Source organism: Mycobacterium branderi, assembly GCF_010728725.1.
GTDB classification, from domain to species: Bacteria; Actinomycetota; Actinomycetes; order Mycobacteriales; family Mycobacteriaceae; genus Mycobacterium; species Mycobacterium branderi.
Genome location: NZ_AP022606.1, coordinates 3,199,135 through 3,216,665, shown reverse-complemented (window position 1 = coordinate 3,216,665; position 17,531 = coordinate 3,199,135). Strand labels below are relative to the sequence as shown.

Annotated in this window: 14 protein-coding genes; 4 read left to right on the top strand and 10 right to left on the bottom strand. The window is 64.9% G+C overall.

Translation table 11 applies throughout. The annotated features are described in order from the left end of the window. Positions 1–120: 120 nt before the first annotated feature. From G6N47_RS16230 to G6N47_RS16210, 5 genes are all read right to left on the bottom strand, one after another. Complete coding sequence (locus G6N47_RS16230; RefSeq protein WP_083134662.1) at positions 121–1,386, bottom strand: glycosyltransferase; 1,266 nt, start codon at positions 1,384–1,386, stop codon at positions 121–123. Continuing rightward, positions 1,383–2,654: a glycosyltransferase gene (locus tag G6N47_RS16225; protein ID WP_083134661.1), complete on the bottom strand. Its 1,272-nt coding sequence runs from the start codon at positions 2,652–2,654 to the stop codon at positions 1,383–1,385. The genes G6N47_RS16230 and G6N47_RS16225 overlap by 4 nt, the downstream gene beginning before the upstream one ends. Before the next feature lie 77 nt (positions 2,655–2,731). After that, entirely contained in the window at positions 2,732–3,697 is a 966-nt protein-coding gene (locus G6N47_RS16220; protein ID WP_232080223.1) for an NAD-dependent epimerase/dehydratase family protein, read from the bottom strand. Positions 3,698–3,711: 14 nt separating this feature from the next. Continuing rightward, complete coding sequence (locus G6N47_RS16215) at positions 3,712–5,013, bottom strand: nucleotide sugar dehydrogenase (protein WP_232080222.1); 1,302 nt, start codon at positions 5,011–5,013, stop codon at positions 3,712–3,714. Positions 5,014–5,200: 187 nt separating this feature from the next. Next, the gene (locus G6N47_RS16210; protein ID WP_232080221.1) at positions 5,201–6,637 is read right to left on the bottom strand and encodes a non-ribosomal peptide synthetase family protein; all 1,437 of its coding nucleotides are present in this window, start codon (positions 6,635–6,637) and stop codon (positions 5,201–5,203) included. A gap of 178 nt (positions 6,638–6,815) precedes the next feature. Here G6N47_RS16210 and G6N47_RS16205 point away from each other — a divergent pair, with 178 nt between their 5' ends. After that, positions 6,816–7,604, top strand: coding sequence for a GAP family protein (locus tag G6N47_RS16205; protein ID WP_083134658.1), 789 nt, complete (start codon positions 6,816–6,818; stop codon positions 7,602–7,604). A 15-nt stretch (positions 7,605–7,619) separates the two neighbouring features. Here the strand turns inward: G6N47_RS16205 and G6N47_RS16200 are convergent, their stop codons facing one another. Next, entirely contained in the window at positions 7,620–8,432 is an 813-nt protein-coding gene (locus tag G6N47_RS16200; protein ID WP_372517542.1) for a TylF/MycF/NovP-related O-methyltransferase, read from the bottom strand. Positions 8,433–8,603: 171 nt separating this feature from the next. Between G6N47_RS16200 and G6N47_RS16195 the strand changes: the two genes are divergently transcribed. After that, positions 8,604–10,229 (top strand): GMC oxidoreductase, encoded by a 1,626-nt coding sequence (locus G6N47_RS16195; protein WP_083134657.1) that lies wholly within the window; start codon positions 8,604–8,606, stop codon positions 10,227–10,229. 7 nt (positions 10,230–10,236) lie between these two features. Here G6N47_RS16195 and G6N47_RS16190 read toward each other — a convergent pair whose 3' ends face one another. The 3 genes from G6N47_RS16190 to G6N47_RS16180 are packed head-to-tail and all read right to left on the bottom strand — an operon-like array spanning position 10,237 to position 13,901. Beyond that, complete coding sequence (locus G6N47_RS16190; RefSeq protein ID WP_372517543.1) at positions 10,237–11,244, bottom strand: Gfo/Idh/MocA family protein; 1,008 nt, start codon at positions 11,242–11,244, stop codon at positions 10,237–10,239. A 40-nt stretch (positions 11,245–11,284) separates the two neighbouring features. Continuing rightward, on the bottom strand, positions 11,285–12,592 hold the full coding sequence (locus G6N47_RS16185) for a hypothetical protein (protein ID WP_083134655.1): 1,308 nt from the start codon (positions 12,590–12,592) through the stop codon (positions 11,285–11,287). A 40-nt stretch (positions 12,593–12,632) separates the two neighbouring features. Then, positions 12,633–13,901 (bottom strand): glycosyltransferase, encoded by a 1,269-nt coding sequence (locus tag G6N47_RS16180; protein ID WP_083134654.1) that lies wholly within the window; start codon positions 13,899–13,901, stop codon positions 12,633–12,635. A gap of 166 nt (positions 13,902–14,067) precedes the next feature. On the opposite strand from G6N47_RS16180, the gene G6N47_RS16175 reads away from it, so the two are divergent. Next, a complete protein-coding gene (locus G6N47_RS16175) occupies positions 14,068–14,865 on the top strand; it encodes a GAP family protein (RefSeq protein ID WP_083134653.1) in 798 nt (265 codons plus the stop codon). A gap of 13 nt (positions 14,866–14,878) precedes the next feature. Here the strand turns inward: G6N47_RS16175 and G6N47_RS16170 are convergent, their stop codons facing one another. Then, positions 14,879–15,793 (bottom strand): sulfotransferase family protein, encoded by a 915-nt coding sequence (locus tag G6N47_RS16170; RefSeq protein WP_139799764.1) that lies wholly within the window; start codon positions 15,791–15,793, stop codon positions 14,879–14,881. A 322-nt stretch (positions 15,794–16,115) separates the two neighbouring features. Here G6N47_RS16170 and G6N47_RS16165 point away from each other — a divergent pair, with 322 nt between their 5' ends. Further along, the gene (locus tag G6N47_RS16165; RefSeq protein ID WP_083134651.1) at positions 16,116–17,528 is read left to right on the top strand and encodes a condensation domain-containing protein; all 1,413 of its coding nucleotides are present in this window, start codon (positions 16,116–16,118) and stop codon (positions 17,526–17,528) included. Positions 17,529–17,531 lie beyond the last annotated feature (3 nt).

Below are 17,531 nucleotides of genomic sequence, written 5' to 3'. Positions count from 1 at the left end.
GGCGCTCCCGGTGCTGCCCGGCAACAGCAAGTCGAGGTGTCGTAGCGGCAAGGATGGCTTATTGGAGAATTATTGGAGTTTGATTAGAGAATTCGTCGGCGCAAGAGACAGGCTTTCACGTCATCGACCATTACGCCGAGCGAATTCCTCCACGAGATCAGCAGCCGCCACGACGCTTTCGGTCGCTTTGGTCATCCGGGTGGCGATCTCGCGGGCACGGCTGACGTAATCCGGAGCCAGGATCCGCCGCAGGTCCGCGACCAACGTTTTCTCGGTGGTGGTCGAAAAGCGTCGGGAGGTGCCGACCTTCAGTCGTTTGACCCGACTTCCCCACACCGTCTGGTCGATGTCCGTCGAGAGGATCAACGTGGGCACTCCGGCGCGTAGGCCGGTGGCGGTCGTGCCGGTGCCGCCGTGATGCACGACCGCGCGGCACGTCGGAAAGACGGCCGCGAGATTCGCCGCGCCGACCAATTTGACGTGCTCGAAATGGGGGACGTCGCTGAAGTCGCTCCAGCCGGCGCACACCAACGCTCGCTCGCCCAACTGCGCGCACACCGCGCTGATCATGCCGAGCGTCGCGGCCGGAGATTCGACCGGGACACTGCCAAAGCCGAAGTAGATCGGCGGTGTCCCGGCCGCGATCCATGACGCGATTTCTTCGTCGGCGTCGGTGGGCAACTCCATCGTCAGCGCGCCCACAAACGGCCGCCGGCAATCGAGCGTCGCCCATTCGGCAGCCAGCCTCGGGAAGCAAACCTCGTCGTAGGCTTGGATTTCCAGCCATCCGTTCTTGGCCATGCGCTGCGGCACAGAACTCGTGGCCTTCGACAGGCCTAGCGCGCGACGCTGCGTGTCCTCAACCCGTTTGGCCAGCCGCCACGAAAGCCACCAAAAGACCCTCATGGCGGAGCGGCCCAGCCACGACGGCACGAACCGCAAGAACTGGCCGCTGGCCCGCACCGGGAAAATGTGCACGCTCGCCAACGGAATGCCGTAGTACTCGGCGACGTTGGCAGCGGGCTGCTCGAAATTCAGGCCGGTGACAAGCAGGTCAGCGCCGTTCGCAAGCGACGTCAGCGTCGCGCAGATCTCTTCCCAGCGCTCGATGACCGGCTGGGCGATTTCGCGCCGCAACCTGATCAGATCCCGTATCCGCCAGAAGTTGCCGAAGAAGTAGGTCCAGAAGCTGCGATGCGCGTCCAAGATGGGTTGCACTTCGGGCCCGAAAGCGACCGTCGCAGGCCCGGCCGCCTCGGCGAAGCCCACCAGGTCAGGCGGGACGGCCATGTGCACGTCATGCCCGCGGCGCACCAGCTCGCGGCCGATGGCGACGCACGGTTCCACATCGCCGCGGCTTCCGTAGCTTGCCAGCGCAAATTTCATCGCGGGCCCTTCACTTTCCGTGCGGCGAAGTTCTCGACAAGATCAGCGGTGGCCGCAACGCTTTGGTCGGCTTTGGTCATCCGGGTGGCGAGCTCACGGGCCCGGGCGACATACTGCGGGTCCAGGATCCGGCCCAGGTCTGTGACCAGCGAATTCTGGCTAGTGCTCGAAAAGCGCCGCGTGGTACCGACTTTCAGTCGCTTGACCACAGCACCCCAAATCGTTTGGTCGCCCCACGTCGACAGGATCAACGTGGGCACGCCGGCCCGCAGACCCGCGGCCGTGGTGCCCGTACCACCGTGGTGGACCACTGCGCGGCAGGCCGGAAAGGCCGCCGCGTAGTTCATTTCGCCCACCACCTTGACGTGCTCGGCAGTGGACACCCCGCTGAAGTCCGTCCCGCCGGCGCACACCAACGCCCGCTCACCCAACTGCGCACACGCCGCTCCGATCATCGTGATCGTCTCGGCCGGAGATTTGGCCGGAGTGCTGCCGAAGCCGAAGAAGATCGGCGGCGTTCCCGCGGCGATCCACGATGCGACCTCGTCATCGGCGTCCGTCGCCATCTCCAGCGTCAGCGTGCCGACAAACGGCCGTCGGCCATCCACCGATGCCCACTCGTCCGCCAGCCCGGGAAAACAAACCTCGTCGTAAGCCTGGATCTCCAGCGCTCCCCGTTCGCTGATTCGCCGCGACGGCAGGCCCGTAGCCTTCGGCAAGCCCAGTTCACGGCGCTGGGTGTCCTCGAGCTTTTTCGTCAACGGCCGACCGAACCCCTCGGACAGCTTCATCGCTGAGCGCGCCAACGGCGCCGGAATCGCAGCGAGCTGCCCATTGGGCCGCAACGGGAAAGCATGCAGCGTGGCCAATGGAATGCCGTAATACTCCGCGACATTGGCAGCGGGCTCCTCGCCAAGCACGCTGGTAAAGACCAGGTCGGCCCCGTCCGCCAACGACTTCAACGTCGCGTTGGTCTCCTCCCAGCACTGGGCAAGCAGTCCCCGATCCTGGCGCCACAGCGTTTTCAGATCCCGAAGCCGCCAAGGGTTACGGAACAAACACGTCAAGAAGTCGCGGTGCAAGTCCTGCCACATCCGCGCGTCCGGCCCGTATGGCACCGCCGCAACCCCGGCCGATTCGGCGAACCCAACCAGTTCTGGCGGAACGGCCAAGCGCACGTCGTGCCCGCGGCGCAGCAGCTCGCGCCCTGCGGCAACGCCCGGCTCGACATCGCCGCGAGTTCCATAGAACGCCAGCGCAAACTTCATCGCGGATCCTTAGCCCTTCATCTACCGTGCGCGTGCTGCGAAATGTATCCGGCGATCGCAACAGGATCCCGGTCGGGTCACAACAGGTACCACGGGTTGGCCCGCGCCCAATCGATGGTGCGACGGATCCCTTCCTCGAGATCGACCTCCAGGCGCCATCCCAGCTCCCGCTGCGCCTTGGTCGAATCCGGGATACGACGAGGGATGTCCTCGTAGCGAGCCCCGTAATGTGCTGCAGTATCAATAGATTCGGCGCTGGACACCGAGTCGACGTTCGCGATCTTGATCGCCAATGCGACCACATCGCGCACCGTCGTCTCGGTCATGCTGCCAATGTTGAATGCCTGGCCGACCGCCGCTTTGCTCTCCGACGCAAGCAAGGTGCCGGCGATGGCGTCGTCCACGTAAGTGAAGCAACGAGTCTGCTCGCCTGCGTCGTAGAGCAACGGTCGGCGATTATTGAGAATCCGGTGGATGGTCCGGGAGATCACGAAGATCGGATGCTGCCGCGGGCCGTAGACATTGAAGTAGCGGACCACCGTCACCCGCAGTCCGTAGGTGGTGTGCATCGCGAAAGCGAGATGCTCGGCCATCGCCTTGCTCGTGCTATAACTCCACCGCGCCGTCCTCGTCGAACCGAGCACACGGTCGTCATCCTCGGCGAACGGTGGGTTCGGGTTTTTGCCGAATACCTCAGACGTGCTGGCCAACACCACATGAGCTCCATGCCGCTGGCTCAGCTCGAGGACGTTGCGAGTGCCGGTCACGTTGACGTCGATAACCTGAAGCGGGTCTTCGAGGTATCTTTTGACGCCGACGACGGCGGCTAGGTGAAAGACGGTGTCGACGCCGGGTATCAGTGCTTTTTCCAGGGCAGACAAATCAGTGACATCGCCGCGCACGAACCGGAAGTTGGCATGGCGGTCGAAGTCGACAGCGCTGTCGCGGGTGTCCTTTGCAAGGTCGAAAACCGTGACGGTGTCGCCGCGGCGCAGCAGTGCGGAGACCAAATGTGATCCGATGAAGCCGTAGCCGCCTGTCACCAGGACGTTGGACACTATCGACCGATGCCCTTGTAGACGAAGCCCGCGGCACGCACTGCTGCCGGGTCGAAGCTGTTGCGTCCGTCGAGGAACACGCAGTTGGTGCTCACCAAATCCGCGAGCCGGACCAACGGAACCTGGTGGAAGTCTCGATGGGCAGCGAGGACCGCCAAGGCATCGGCATCTTCGACCGCCGACTCGATGTCTGCGGTCAGCGGGATCCTTGTCACCGTGGCGGCCTCGTCGTCGGTCACCCACGGATCATGGACCGAAAGCTCGCAGCCGCTCTCCTCGAGCAGGGCGACGAAGTGCTTGGTCGGCGTGAGGCGGCAGTCGCCGGTGTTGTTCTTGAACGCAATGCCCAGCACCGCGATCTTGCTCGTCTCGATCGCCTTGCCTTGATCGGCGAGGAGCTGCTCGAGCAGCTCGTAGGTGTAGGCGGGCATCGTGTCGTTGACGGTCCTCGACGTCCGCGGAATCGCGAGGTCCAAGCCCACGGTTTGGCCTAAGTGGTGGACGAACCATGGATCCTTCGTCAGGCAGTAGCCGCCTACGCCCATGCTCGGCATCAAGATGTTCACGTCGTGGCTGCCTTTCGGCATCGTGTTGGCCGCGTCGATGACTTGAAGGACGTCCATCCCGATCCGGTCGCATACCTTGGCCAGCTCGTTCGCCAGTGCGACGTTGAGGTCGATCCAGAGGTTGTCCGCCAGTTTGACCATCTCTGCGGTCCGCGGATCGTCGACGACAACGGAGTCCACGCCCAGGGTGTGGCGCCACAGTGTGGCGCATGCACGGGCGCTGCGCTCGTCGATGGCGCCGACGACGATCGGGATCGACGTCAGTTCGTAGATGGCTCGGCCCTCGGCCAATCGCTCAGGACAAAACGCCAACCCGAAGTCGACCCCAGCTTGCAGTCCTGAGACCTCTTCGAGGATCGGCTGGACGAGATTCTGGGTGGTGTCGGGTGGCACCGTGCTTTTGAGGATGACCAGGTGACCGGCATGTAGATGCTCTCCCACAGACCGCGCCGCTGCCTTGATGTGGTCGACGACGGGTTCGAAGTCGTCAAGCGGCGTACCGACGTTGACAATGACGAAGTCGTTGTCCGCGAGGACGCCGAAATCGGTTGTGGCGTGGAGCCGCCCGACTCGTACGCTGTTGGCGACGAGCTCATCGAGCCCTGGTTCTGGCACAGTGGTCTTGCCGAGGTTGATTTCGTCGACGACGCTCTGTCTCACGTCGATTCCCGTGACGGGCCAACCGCGAGAAGCCAGCACGGCCCCGATCACTGTGCCGATGTAGCCGAAGCCCACAACTGCGATCCCTGACTGCTTGCCACGGACCAAGAGGTCGATCTCAGCGTCGCTACGTCCGAACACGCCTTCAGGCATCGCCCGCCTAACTCGTCAGGCCCCCCGCTCCAAACACTTTCACAGAGTGCCATGCCCTGCCGTGCTCCTGCACGAGTATCAGCACACGAGCACCGCTAAAAATCACGCGCTACTGAATTGGCGGTGACGCGGGCCGAGCCGAATGATGCCGAAACCCCCGTGGAGCGGATCGAGCGCCTGTGTCGTCGATTCGGCGTGGTGATTTCCTCGATGGTGGCTGATTCGAGGACTCGCCCAGATACGTTCCGGTGAGCGAAAAGTCCTCCAGAACGCTCGAAAGCTCATGCCTTAAGCCGTCATTCGAGCTGAGACGACCCGGCTGATAAGCCATGACCGAGACAAAGACGCGTCCGCAGGCTCTTCCCGAGACCAAAGCCTGCAGTCCACCCAACCGGTGCAGCATCGCCTCGGTCATACCCCGGTACGAATTCTGCACAGCGGAGTAGTCGGCGTCTGTGCCATCTGGCCGACTGGCGGCCGGGCCGATCACTCCGAGGTTGGATGAGACGACGCTTGTCGCGGTGCCGGCGACCTTGAAGAGTCGCTTGGGTAGCAAGGGAATGACAGCGAAGAGCGCCCGCTGTTCGTCGGCTAACTCCCGGTAGCGCATCAGGGCTTGCTTGATTGCGGCGCGGATCTCACGCAGGTCCGTCGTGGCAGATGCAGGGTCGACCCTGATGTTGACGTCGCTGAAGGCGTTGGCGCGAGTATCGCCGGCGGCGCGTTCGTTGACTGGCATCACCAAGCTGACCGAGCCGTCTGCGGTGACCCTCCCCACTCGTTGGGCGAGGCGAGCCGCCACTCCCGCAAGCAGCGCGGTGCTGTTCCCGCCGAGTGAGTGTGCGCGGGCGTCCCACTCGTCGGCATCGATGAAGATCATCGCCGTGGGGAGCGTGACGGGTTCGTCGCCGCCGGCGGGCACCATGAGTGGCGTTGACGTCATCGCCGCCCCGGTATCACCGCGGCTGCGCCGGGCCAACCGTACGGCGGCGACGACGGCGCGGCCGACAGCGGGAGTGTCGCGCACCGCTTGGCGCGCATCCTCGTGCAGCGCCCGCCACCGCCGCCGCGATGCGGCGGCAGGCCAGCTGATCGGGTCGTCGCAGCCAACCGCGGCATCCGCCAACGCTTCACAGAGGCCGGGGCCATCAGTGAGGCAATGTGAGGTCAGCAAGCTCAGTCCGGTGCCGCCGTCGGTAAACGGAAGCACAGCGAGGCGCCATCCGGGTCCGTGCTCGCAATCCAGCGGGGACTTGGCCTGCTCACTGAGCCAGGCGTCGAATTCTTCTCGCGGGCGGGCCGTGGCGACCAACTCGATGTCGGAGGACCCGTCGGCTGATACCCAGCGGTGGCGGCCGAACGGCAACGGCGACCGTTCGATGCGGCGAGATAAGCGTCCGCGCTGAAGATGGTCGTGGAACCGTCGCAGACCGTCTAGGTGGATCGGACGGTTGTACACCCAGACCCACTGCCCCAGGGTGCTGACTCCGGTGGCTCGCCCGTAGTCGAACCAGACCTGATCGCGCGGGTCCAGCACGTTGCTCATTGGCGCACGATACTGCCGTAACGTTCGCTGACGACCTGTTTCACCTCGAAAGTCATGCGAATGTGCGGAGGCGTCGCGGCCGCGGCAACATTTGCGACGTCCACTTAGTCGTCAGCGGTCTCAGCCGCCTCAGGTGCCACTTACTACCTGGGAAACCCACAGGGTAGTGTTCCGGCCCATGTGGGGCTCCGTACTTGTGCTGGGGCTGGTGGTTGGTCTTGATCCGCTGCGTCTCGCCATCACCCTTCTCGTGATCTCCCGGCCACGGCCCACGCAAAACCTGCTCGCCTACTGGGCCGGCTGCGTGACGACGTTCATCCCCGCGGTGGGGATTCCGCTGACACTGCTGCACGTCACGCCGACGTTCAGATCTTTTGCGGACCACCTGGCCACGAGCTCCACCGTCCGCCACGTTCAGCTCGGTATCGGTGTGGTCGCATTGGCGATCGCTGCGGTGATGACGGTGCGCCTGCGGGCGCAGCGGCGAGCCTATGCGATGGCACCAGCCGGCGACGCGCCGACGGCTGGGCGGGAGTCGAATCCGCCGGACCTACTCTCGCGGCTGCTGGGCCGCACGCAAGACGCTGCGACGGAGGGCGGCTCGCCGTTCCGGCGACTGCTCGGCCGCGTCCACACCGCGTGGGAAAACGGGTCCTTGTGGGTCGCATTCGTGATCGGCATTGCGCTCGGAGGGGTGGCGCCCGAGCTGCTGGTATTTGTCCTCACGATCATCGTTGCCTCTGGAGCTGCGATCGGCACACAGGTGGGCGCCGCGATCGCATTCGTCGTCGGGGTGCTTGCGATTGCCGAACTCGCCCTTCTCAGCTATCTGATCGCGCCGGCGAAAACCGAAGCGGTACTGCGACGCTTGCACGACTGGGCGTTGGCCCACCGTCAGCACGTCCTCATCGGCATCTTCGCTGTGGGCGGCGTCTCGCTGGTGGTCAACGGCATCGGCAGCATCTGAACTGCGCTCCGCGTCTTATCCTGCGGGCTTGGTGAGAAGGCCCTGGCCCGTTGGCAATGCGCAGATCGGCACGCCCAATTCGCTCGCCAATTCATCCATGGCGAGTCGCTGCTCATCTGCTCCGAGAAACGCGTAGTCGTCCAGCAGCACGAAAGCACCGGGAGACAGGCGCGGCCAGAAAAAGCGCAGAGCGTCGACTTCGGGTGCGGCACAGTTCATGTCGATATGGAGGAACGCCACCGCATTCGCGTCGACCTGGCCGAGCGTCTCCGGAACCGCCCCGACGACGATCCGCTTGTTACGCCACTGCGCGAAATTGGCGCGGACGCTGTCGGCCGAGCTCGCATAGAAACCGTTGCGCAGCCATCGCCGACTTTTCCTCAGCGTCTTGGCCGGGCGTTCGGCGGCGGTGATGTAGCGCGGGTCCAGTCCGGCGAACGTGTCCAACAGGTAGAACGTTTTGCCCAGGCGATCCCAATCGAGGAATTCCATCACGGCGCTGCTCAAAAACCCGTAACTGACCCCGCATTCGACGAAATCACCATCAAGCCGGCTGGCGTTGGCCGCTGCCCATAGCCCGATGTGCACGCGCCACTGCCACTGATAAAAGTCCTTGCCGCCAAGAGCGCGCACGCCTCGCTGGTAAGCACGCTGGAACGCGGGGTCGTCGAGGAACGCGTGGCGGTGAATACTGATCAGCCCGTCGCTCGCGTAGGCACCGGGTAAAACAACACGCGTAAGCCGGTACGGAGCGCGCAACGGAGCGCGCACCGCCCACTGCGCGAGGCGAGCCCTAAGCGGCCGCCCGATTGCCATGGCGGGAACCATAGCAGCATCAAAGGCATGACATTCTTTCGAGGTGTGCGTTTCGTTGCTGGGAGTAGTTCGCGGCGAAGGGAATTCAGAATGCCGAAAACGCATCTGCGCGTGGCAACGAATGGTACGTTCGTGATTCGCCCGAACCGGGCAAAGCTTGGGCCCCTCCGCTAGGAAGTCGATTTGGCTGACGGCGAGTTGAATTCTCGCGAGGCAGAAGACGTTGTGTGGGACGTCGTTGTCGTGGGCACCGGCATGGGTGGCGCGATGCTCGGCTATTCGCTGGCCCGCTCAGGGCGCAGAGTGCTGTTCGTCGAGAAGGGCCGCTCGACACTCCCTTGGGTGCCCGGAACGATTCGCTCTTCGATGCCCGAACTGGCCGAGCCGCTGGCGTGTCGCTCCGCAAAGACCTATCGCGATGCGTTGGCTCGCGCCGGACGCTCGACCGACGAAGCCGAAGACATCAGCGGGCGCTTCCCGCGGCGGTTTGTGCCGTTGATGGGCAGCGGAACAGGAGGCTCGTCGGCCATCTATGGCATGGTCTGTGAACGATTCTTCGCTCGCGACTTCAGTCCGCGGCAGGACTTCCCTGACCCCGGCGAATCCACGGTGCCGGAGGCCTGGCCGGTCACCTACGAGCAAATGCGACCGTGGTACTCGGCTGCCGAGAGGCTGCTGGGGGTTCGCGGCCAGCCCGATCCGCTCCGGCCGGAGGCAGCCGACGCGGGTTTGCCTGCACCACCGCCGTTTTCGGCAGACAACCAGCCGCTGTTCGACCACCTGGCAGGCCGCGGCTTGCATCCGTACCACCTGCCGATGGCATGTGACTACACCGACGGGTGCACCACCTGTGACGGCTATCTCTGTGACCAGTCGTGCAAGAATGACGCCGCGCGCAATTGCCTGCTGCCGGCCATTACCGAGTACGGCGCCCGACTGCTGGCCCAATGTCGGGCCGTGCGCCTCGACGCGGACCGCACTCACGTCCGGCAGGTGATCTGCGAGCATCGCTACGGCGCGCTTGCCCTGAAGGCCAAGGTGGTGGTGCTGGCCGCCGGCGCGCTGGCCACTCCCGTGCTGTTGCTCAATTCCCGTTCGGGTGATTGGCCGCACGGATTGGCCAACAGCTCAGACTGGGTGGGGCGCAACCTGATGCGTCACCTGATCGACTACATCGCCGTCTGGCCGCAGCCCGGCCGCAAGGTCACTGCACCCAGCAAGCAGATCGGGCTGAACGATTTCTATTTTCGGGACGGGCAGAAGTACGGCACCCTGCAGTCGGCTGGCTCGATGCCGCCCGTGGACGTGATGACCAACCAGCCCGGCTGGCGGCCGAAGGCGCTGCGCCTGATGAGCCCGGCGACGCGCCGCATCTACGAGTACTTCAACGGCGGGCTGGTGCTGGCAGCGATCATGGAGGACCTGCCGTATCTGGACAACCGCGTCCTGCCGGGCGGGGACGGCAACCCGCGGGTGCGGATTCAATATCGTTGCCACGCAAGCGAAATGGAGCGCCGGGCAGCATTTCTGCGGCAGCTGAAGGAAACGCTGGAGCCGCTTCGAAAAATCACGTTCCCGACCGCCAAGAACAACCAGAACCTGGCGCACGCGTGCGGCACGTGCCGCTTCGGCGACGATCCCAAATCCAGTGTGCTCGACCCACACAATCGGGCACACGAGGTCGACAACCTCTACGTGGTGGACGCCTCGTTTTTCCCGTCCAGCACCGGATTGAACCCCAGTCTGACGATCGCAGCCAACGCCCTGCGGGTTGCCGACCACATCGACCAAGTGCAGTTCGCCACCTGATCGGGTCTCAGGCCGGCTCACGCAGCGGAAGCCCGGCAGCGCGATAGATCGCATCGATGACGGCCATGTTCTCGACCGAGTCCTGCGGCGATGTCTTCACCGGCTCGCCACGCAATACAGCCCCGGCGAATGCGTCAAGCTGATACGCATACGAGGCGCGGCGCGGGAAGCGCTCTACCCGCTTGCCGTCGGCCGTTCGGACCGTGAGCCGATTGAACACCTGGGGTGCCACAGGATTGGGCATACGCAGCTCCCCGCGATCGCCGACTACCTTCGCGCTGAACCGCAGCAGGCTCGACGACCACAGCGAGCAGCGGACCTGGCCGGTGTGCCCGCCGACGAAACTCAACTGCGCCGTCATCGCGCGGTCGATCTTGGAATCGCGCAACTTCGCCTGTGCCGAAACAACTTCCGGGGTCGAGCCGCCGAATGTGCGAACCATGTGAACCGCATAGCAGCCGGCATCCATCAGGGCACCACCGGCAAGCGAGTAGTCGTAGCGGATATCGGAAAACTTCGGCAGCGGAAAGCACATCGCCGCCTCTACCCGCTGCAGCTTGCCCAACTCCCCCGAGGCCATGATCTCCTCGGCGCGCAAAGTCAACGGATGATAGCGATAATGGAACCCCTCCATCACAACCCGGTCCGACTTCGCGGCCAGTTCGGCGATCTCGCGGGCCTCGACGGCATTGGCGGTAAACGGCTTTTCGCACAACACGTGCTTGCCGGCGATAACCGCCTTACGGGTCCACCTGCCGTGCAAGCCGTTCGGCAGCGGGTTGTACACGGCATCGAGGTCCGGATCGGCGATCAGCGCCTCGTAGCTGTCATGCACCTGACCGATATCGTGCTTGGCGGCAAAGGCTTGACCACGGGACACGTCGCGTGCCGCCACCGCAGCCACCACAACCTCGGAGTGTCCCCGCGCGGGATTGATCAGAGCCAACGGGGCGATGCGAGCTGCGCCAAGGACGCCGATCCGCACCGGGGCCGCGCGTCCAGACACGGACCGGATGCTAGCACCTGGTCCCTCGATGAGGGACAATTCAACAGCTTCACAGATGTGTGCCGGTCAGCGAGAAGTCTTTCAGAACAATCGAAAGGTCGTGCCGTAGGCCGTCATTCGAGTTGGGGCCGCCCGGCTGATAGGCGATGGCCGAGACAAAGACCTGCCCGTGTGCTCGTCCCGAGGGCAAAACCTGCAGTCCGCCCAACCGATGCATCAGTGCGGTGCTCACGCCCTGGTAGAGAAGCCTCGCGGCGAAGTAGTCGGCGTCGCGGCCGTCTGCCCGGGTGACGGCAGGGTCGGCCATACCGAGGTTGGTGGCGATGACGCTGGTCGCGCTGCCCGTGACCCTGAGGAGGCCCTGAGGCAACAGCGGAACGAGCGACAGCATCACCCGTTCGTCGTCGGGCACCTCCCGGTGGCGCGTCAGCGCCTGTTTGACCGCGGCCCGAATCTCCCGCAGATCCGTCGTCGCGGCGGCGGGGTCGACCCTGACGTCGACATTGCTGACGGCATTGCCGCGCCTGTCGCCGACGGTGCGGTCGCTGACCGGAATCCTCATGGCGACCATGCCATCCGCTGTGAGCCGCCCCCGCAGCTCGGCAAGCCGGGCGGCTAGTCCGACGAGCAGCGCATTGCTGGTCCCGCCGAGTGCGTGGGCGCGGGCGTCCCACTCACGGGCATCCACGAACACCGTCGCTGTCGGAAGCATGATGGGATCGTCGGTACCAGCAGGCGCAGCTGCGTTGGTGGCCAAGGGTGGGGCGGTATCACGGGCACGCCGCGCCGCCCTTACCGTGGCGGCGACGCCGCGGCCGATCGCGCGGGCATCGCGCGCGGTTTGGCGAGCATCCTCGCGCACGGCCTGCCACCGCCGGCGCGATCCGGCCGCAGGCCACCTGATCGGGTCGTCGCGGCCCAGCGCGGCATCGGCCAGCGCCTCGAACAGCCCCAGACCATCGGTGATGGAGTGCGGCACGAGCAGGCTCACCCCGGCGCCGCCATCGGTGAACGGCAGCACCGCCAGATGCCATCCCGGTCCCCGCTCGCAATCCAGCGGGATCCTGGCCTGCTCGGTCAGCCACGCGTCGAATTCCTCGCGCGGCCGCGCGGATGAGACCACCTCGAGTGTGGGCGACCCGTTGGGCGCGACCCAGCGGTGCCGACCGAACGGCAACGGTGAACGTTCGATACGGCGAGACAACCGCCCCCGCTGAAGATGGCCGTGAAACTTCCGCAGACCCTCGATATCGACAGCACGGTTGTACACCCAAACAGCCTGGATCAGCCCGGTTACTCCTGTTGCCCGGCCAAGATCGAACATGGTCTGGTCGAGCGGGTCGAGCAGGTTGTCCATTGCCTCACCATACTTCGACCCCTTGGAGGCAACTTCGCCGTCAGCCGACGCGTCCGAGGCGGGCGGAGTTTTCCACGAGATCGGCGGCTACTGCGATGCTTTCGGCGGGTTTGGTCATCCGGGCCGCAATGTCACGGGCCCGGGTGGCGTAGTCCGCCGCCAAGATCCGGCGCAGGTCAGCAACCAACGATTCGGGGGTAGTGCTCGAAAAGCGCCGGGCGGTACCGACTTTCAGTCGGCTGACCGCGCCTGCCCAGATCCGCTGATCCGGCAACATCCAGAGGATCAGCGTAGGAACTCCGGCACGCAGGCCGGCGGCGGTAGTGCCCGTCCCACCGTGGTGCACGACGGCGCGGCAGGCCGGAAAGGTAGCGGCGTAGTTCATCTCGCTGACGACCTTGACGTGCTCGACGTCGGGCACGTCACTGAAGTCGCTCCAGCCGGCACACACCAACGCCCGCTCACCCAACTGCGCGCACGCCCCGCTGATTGTCGCGAGCGTCTCGGCCGGGGATTCGACCGTTGTGCTGCCGAAGCCGAAGAAAATCGGCGGGCTGCCCGCCTTAATCCACGAGGTGACCTCGTCATCGACATCCGTCGGCAACTCGATTGTCAGCGTGCCGACAAAGGGCCGTCGGCCATTTTCTTTAGCCCATTCTGCTGCCAGCCCGGGAAAGCAAGCTTCGTCGTAGGCCTGGATTTCCAGCGATCCGCGTTCAGCTATCCGTCGTGACGCGGGAGCCTTAGCCTTCGGCAGGCCCAAGTCGCTGCGCTGCGCGTCCTCGAGCCTCTTGTTCAGGCGCCAGGCCAGCCACTCATACACCGTCATCACCGACCGCGCCAGCGTGGCCGGCAGGACCGGAACCAGCTGACCGTTGGCCCGCAGCGGAAACCAGTGCAACGTCGCCAACGGAATGTTGTAGTACTCCGCGATATTGGCAGCGACGTTTTCGAAACCCGGGCCGGTGAACAGCAAGTCCGCCCCATCCGCCAGTGACTTCAGCGTGGTGCTCGTCTCCCGCGAACACCGGGCGAACAGCTCCCAACCCTCGCGCCACAGCCGGATCAGATCCCGGATCTTCCAGAAGTTGTGGAAAAAGTACGCCCAGAAGTTGCGCGTCACTTCCCACGGCTCCTGCATGTCCAGTCCGTAGGGGACCGCCGTAAGCCCTGCCGACTCGGCGAAGCCAACCAGGTCGGGCGGGACGGCCATGCGGACGTCGTGGCCGCGACGCAGCAGCTCACGGCCGACAGCGACACAGGGTTCGACGTCGCCGCGAGTTCCATAGCTTGCCAGCACAAACTTCATCGCGGATCCCGGCCTCTCGCTTCCCGTGCGCGTTCTGCGAAATGAAAACCGCGGCCTCGCATTCCGCGCCTCAGCCGCCCGGCAGCATAACTCGATATCGATTACTTTCGACCTGAAATCTGCAAGTCTGGCCGGTCTGGGCGCAGCGTGCTATAGGGTTCCGGCCGTGTGGGGCTCACTGCTCGGGCTGGCGTTGCTGGTGGGGTTCAACCCGGTGCTGCTCGCGGTCATCCTTCTGATGGTCTCCCGGCCGCGGACCCTGCAAAACCTGCTGGCCTACTTGGTCGGCGGCCTGATCGTCAATCTTGTGTGTGTGCTGGTTCCGCTGGTCGTGCTGCACTCGACACCGACGTTCACCTCTTTCGCGCATGATTCGACCATTCCGGCCAGCGCCGCGAGCTCCACAGTCCGGCACATTCAGCTCGGCATAGGTGTGGTCGCGCTATCGATCGCAGCCGTGATGGCAATGCGCTCCGCGTCGCGTCAGCGGGCGCGGCTGGCGACACCGGGCGGCAACACGTCGGTCTTGGTACTCGATTCGGATCGACCGACCGAGTTCTCACCGTTGGGCCTCCCGCAGGACGCGGCGGCGGAGGGCGGGTCGCCGTTGCGGCGGCTGCTCGGCCGCCTCCAAACTGCCTGGGAGAACGGCTCGTTATGGGTCGCGTTCGTTTTCGGCATCGGCGGTTTGCCACCACCCCTCTTGGTGCTGTTCGTCGACACGATGATCGTGGCTTCGGGAGCTCCGATCGGCACACAATTCGTCGCGGCCATCGTGTTTGTCATTGGGATGTTCGCGGTTATCGAGATCACCCTGGTCACCTACCTGGTTGCGCCGGCCAAAACCCAAGCGCTGCTGCGCCCACTGCACGACTGGGCGCTGGCACGCCGCCGGCAGGTCGTGATAGCGATCCTGGTAGTGGTCGGGTTCCTTCAGTTAAGCAAAGGCCTGGGCATACTCTGAAGCCGCCTGCCGGTTAGGCCCAGGGTCCCCTGCGCCGGTGCGCGATCGCGAGCACCTCATAGAGCAGGTTCAGGATGGTCGGGCGGACGAGCCAGTTGAACCGGTGCAGGCGGTGAAAATCCTCCGCTGCCGTCCGGAAACCACGTTCGCTCGCCTGATACGCGTCGAAAACGCGATCGAGTGCAGACTCATCCCATGCCTCGTCGCGCGCGGCCGCGCACAGCGCCTCGTACACAACGGAAATCCAGTTCGAGCCGAACGGCTCTGTCACCTGGCCGGCGAATCGCTGGCGGTGCAACTCCGGTCTGAGAAATTCATCGATTGCGTCTTCATCCCGGGCGTCGAGATCGATTGCGAGCGCCGCCGAGATCCGCTTCACTTCACGGCGCCAATCATCGAGAAGGTTGGCGTAATCGACGAACACGCGCGGCATGCCGCGCGTGTTCCTCTCGGCGAGCAGGGTGTATTTCAGCCACAAAGCGCTCGCGAGTTGCGGCGAGGTTCGATTCAACGCCGCGAGCGACGCGGCGACCTCCTGCGGGTGGCGCACGGTTATCACTGTCACGATGCCGAATCCGAGCTGGCGTGCCGCCTCGAACCACAGGCCGGCCAGCGCGGTGATGTTCAGGTCCTTGATGACTACGAGCGGCGCGGCCGGCAGCGTGGCGAGAAACTCCCCGATCTCGGCGACGTAGGCAGCCTTCTCCTCGCCGTCGAACGCATCCTGCTCTTGCAAACGCAACGTCGGGTCGAACCACACGCTACGGTGGCGGCGCAAGATTCTGTAGTTGATGCGGTGTGCCGCGCGCGGTTCCCAATAGCCAAGCGGATTGCCCGAGTTGGCCCCGGCCAGCCCGGCCGGGAGCGCACCGCCACACAGCGAGAGGACCCGCGTGAGCGCCGACGTTCCGGACCGGTTCACCCCCATCACGAACAGGGCGACCGGTCGGGCAGCAGGCCCCCGGTCCGCGGCGGGGCTCACCACCAGAGCTCGGTGTTCGACCCCCTGCGCGAGACCTCTTCCCCCAAAAAATGGTCCGGCACAAGGCCGGACCGGTACCGTCGGTATGAACAAGCGACTGCGGCGCGCTCGACGGCAGGCCACAGGCTGTAGCTCATACATGCACCATAGTGCACAGTTCCGGATTGGATCACCGATATTCGGATATCCGGCTACTCTACGGTTCATGAATGTCGAGGACGCCGACGCCGTCACACCCAGTGCCGCCCTCCGCCGCCGGAGTTGATCGGTGCCGCTCCGGACACGACGCGCGGGCGCGTCTCCCCACAGCAGCACATCCAATGGTGCTGCGCGACTGGACAATCGGCTCGCGTTGGTGGACCAAGCCTTGTTTGCGGGACATCGAGCGGCCGGCCTGAACCTGGTCATCCAATGCGTATGGGTGTATCAACACGGCATAGACTTCGACGGGCTCAAGCGTTTTCACCACAATCTCGGTGACACATTGTTGGGGCGACGCATCGAGCGCTCGCCGTTGCCGTTCGGCCGACCCCGCTGGGTCTTGGATCGGGGGCCGGCCGATATCGATATCGCCGAGTGTGCCCGCCCGCGGGCTGAACTCAGCGACTGGGCCGACGAACGTTCACAGCTGCCTATCGACGCGGAATGCGGGCCCGGCTGGCACCTCGGCGTCCTTCCTCTTACGGATGGCTCGACCGCGGTCAGTCTGGTGCTTTCTCACTACTTGGTCGACGGCCTCGGTCTGGCCCTCACGATCGCTGATGCGGCACTTGGCAACACGCGCGACCTTGGCTACCCGCCGCCGTGTTCCCGCACTCGACGACGCGCGGTAGTTCAGGACATCCGGCAGACAGCGCAGGATGTGCCCGACGTTGCCCGAGCGTTTTTCGCGGCGGCAAGGCTGGCGCGAAGGCAGGCCCGTGCGCGGCGCGATAGCGCCCGACCGACGGCGCGACCCCTTGCTCTGTCCGGCGGCGACGGTGAGGACATCGTCGTCGTACCTGCCGTCTCGATTCACGTCGATTCGGATGCGTGGGATGCCCGCGCGCAAGCTCTCGGCGGAACGGGTCATACGCTGGTCGCCGGGTTCGCCGCGAAACTGGCTGAGCGCCTGGGGCGCCGGCGTGACGGTGACGGCACCGTCACGTTGCACCTGCCCATCAACGAACGCACCGAGGGTGACACCCGTGCGAACGCGATGTCCATTGCGATTGTCAGCGTCGACCCGACCCGGGTCGCGACGGACCTGCGCGATGCCCGCGCTGCCATCAAGCAGGCGCTGAGAACTGTCCGCGAGACGCCGGACGAGTCGTTGCTGTTGCGTTCGCTGATTTCGTTCACGCCGAAGGGAGCCTTGAAGCGGATGGTGGACGCGGGTTTCAGCGACCCCGACGTTCCCGTGCTGTGTTCTAATCTCGGCGACCTCGGTCCGTTGGTGTGCCGCCTCGACGGCACCGACGGGGAACTCGTCATGACACGAGCAACGGGGCAGCGATTCAGCCGAGGGTGGCTCGAGCGGGTGGGCGGCCAAATGACGCTGCAATCCTGGCGGACTGGAGGGGCCCGGGTTTACCTCACGGTCAACGCCTATCAACCGGGCGCGGAAAATACCAAGTCCGCGTTGCGCGAATTAGCGGCGCGCACGCTGGCTGAGTTCGACCTGACCGGCACGATCGACTAGACG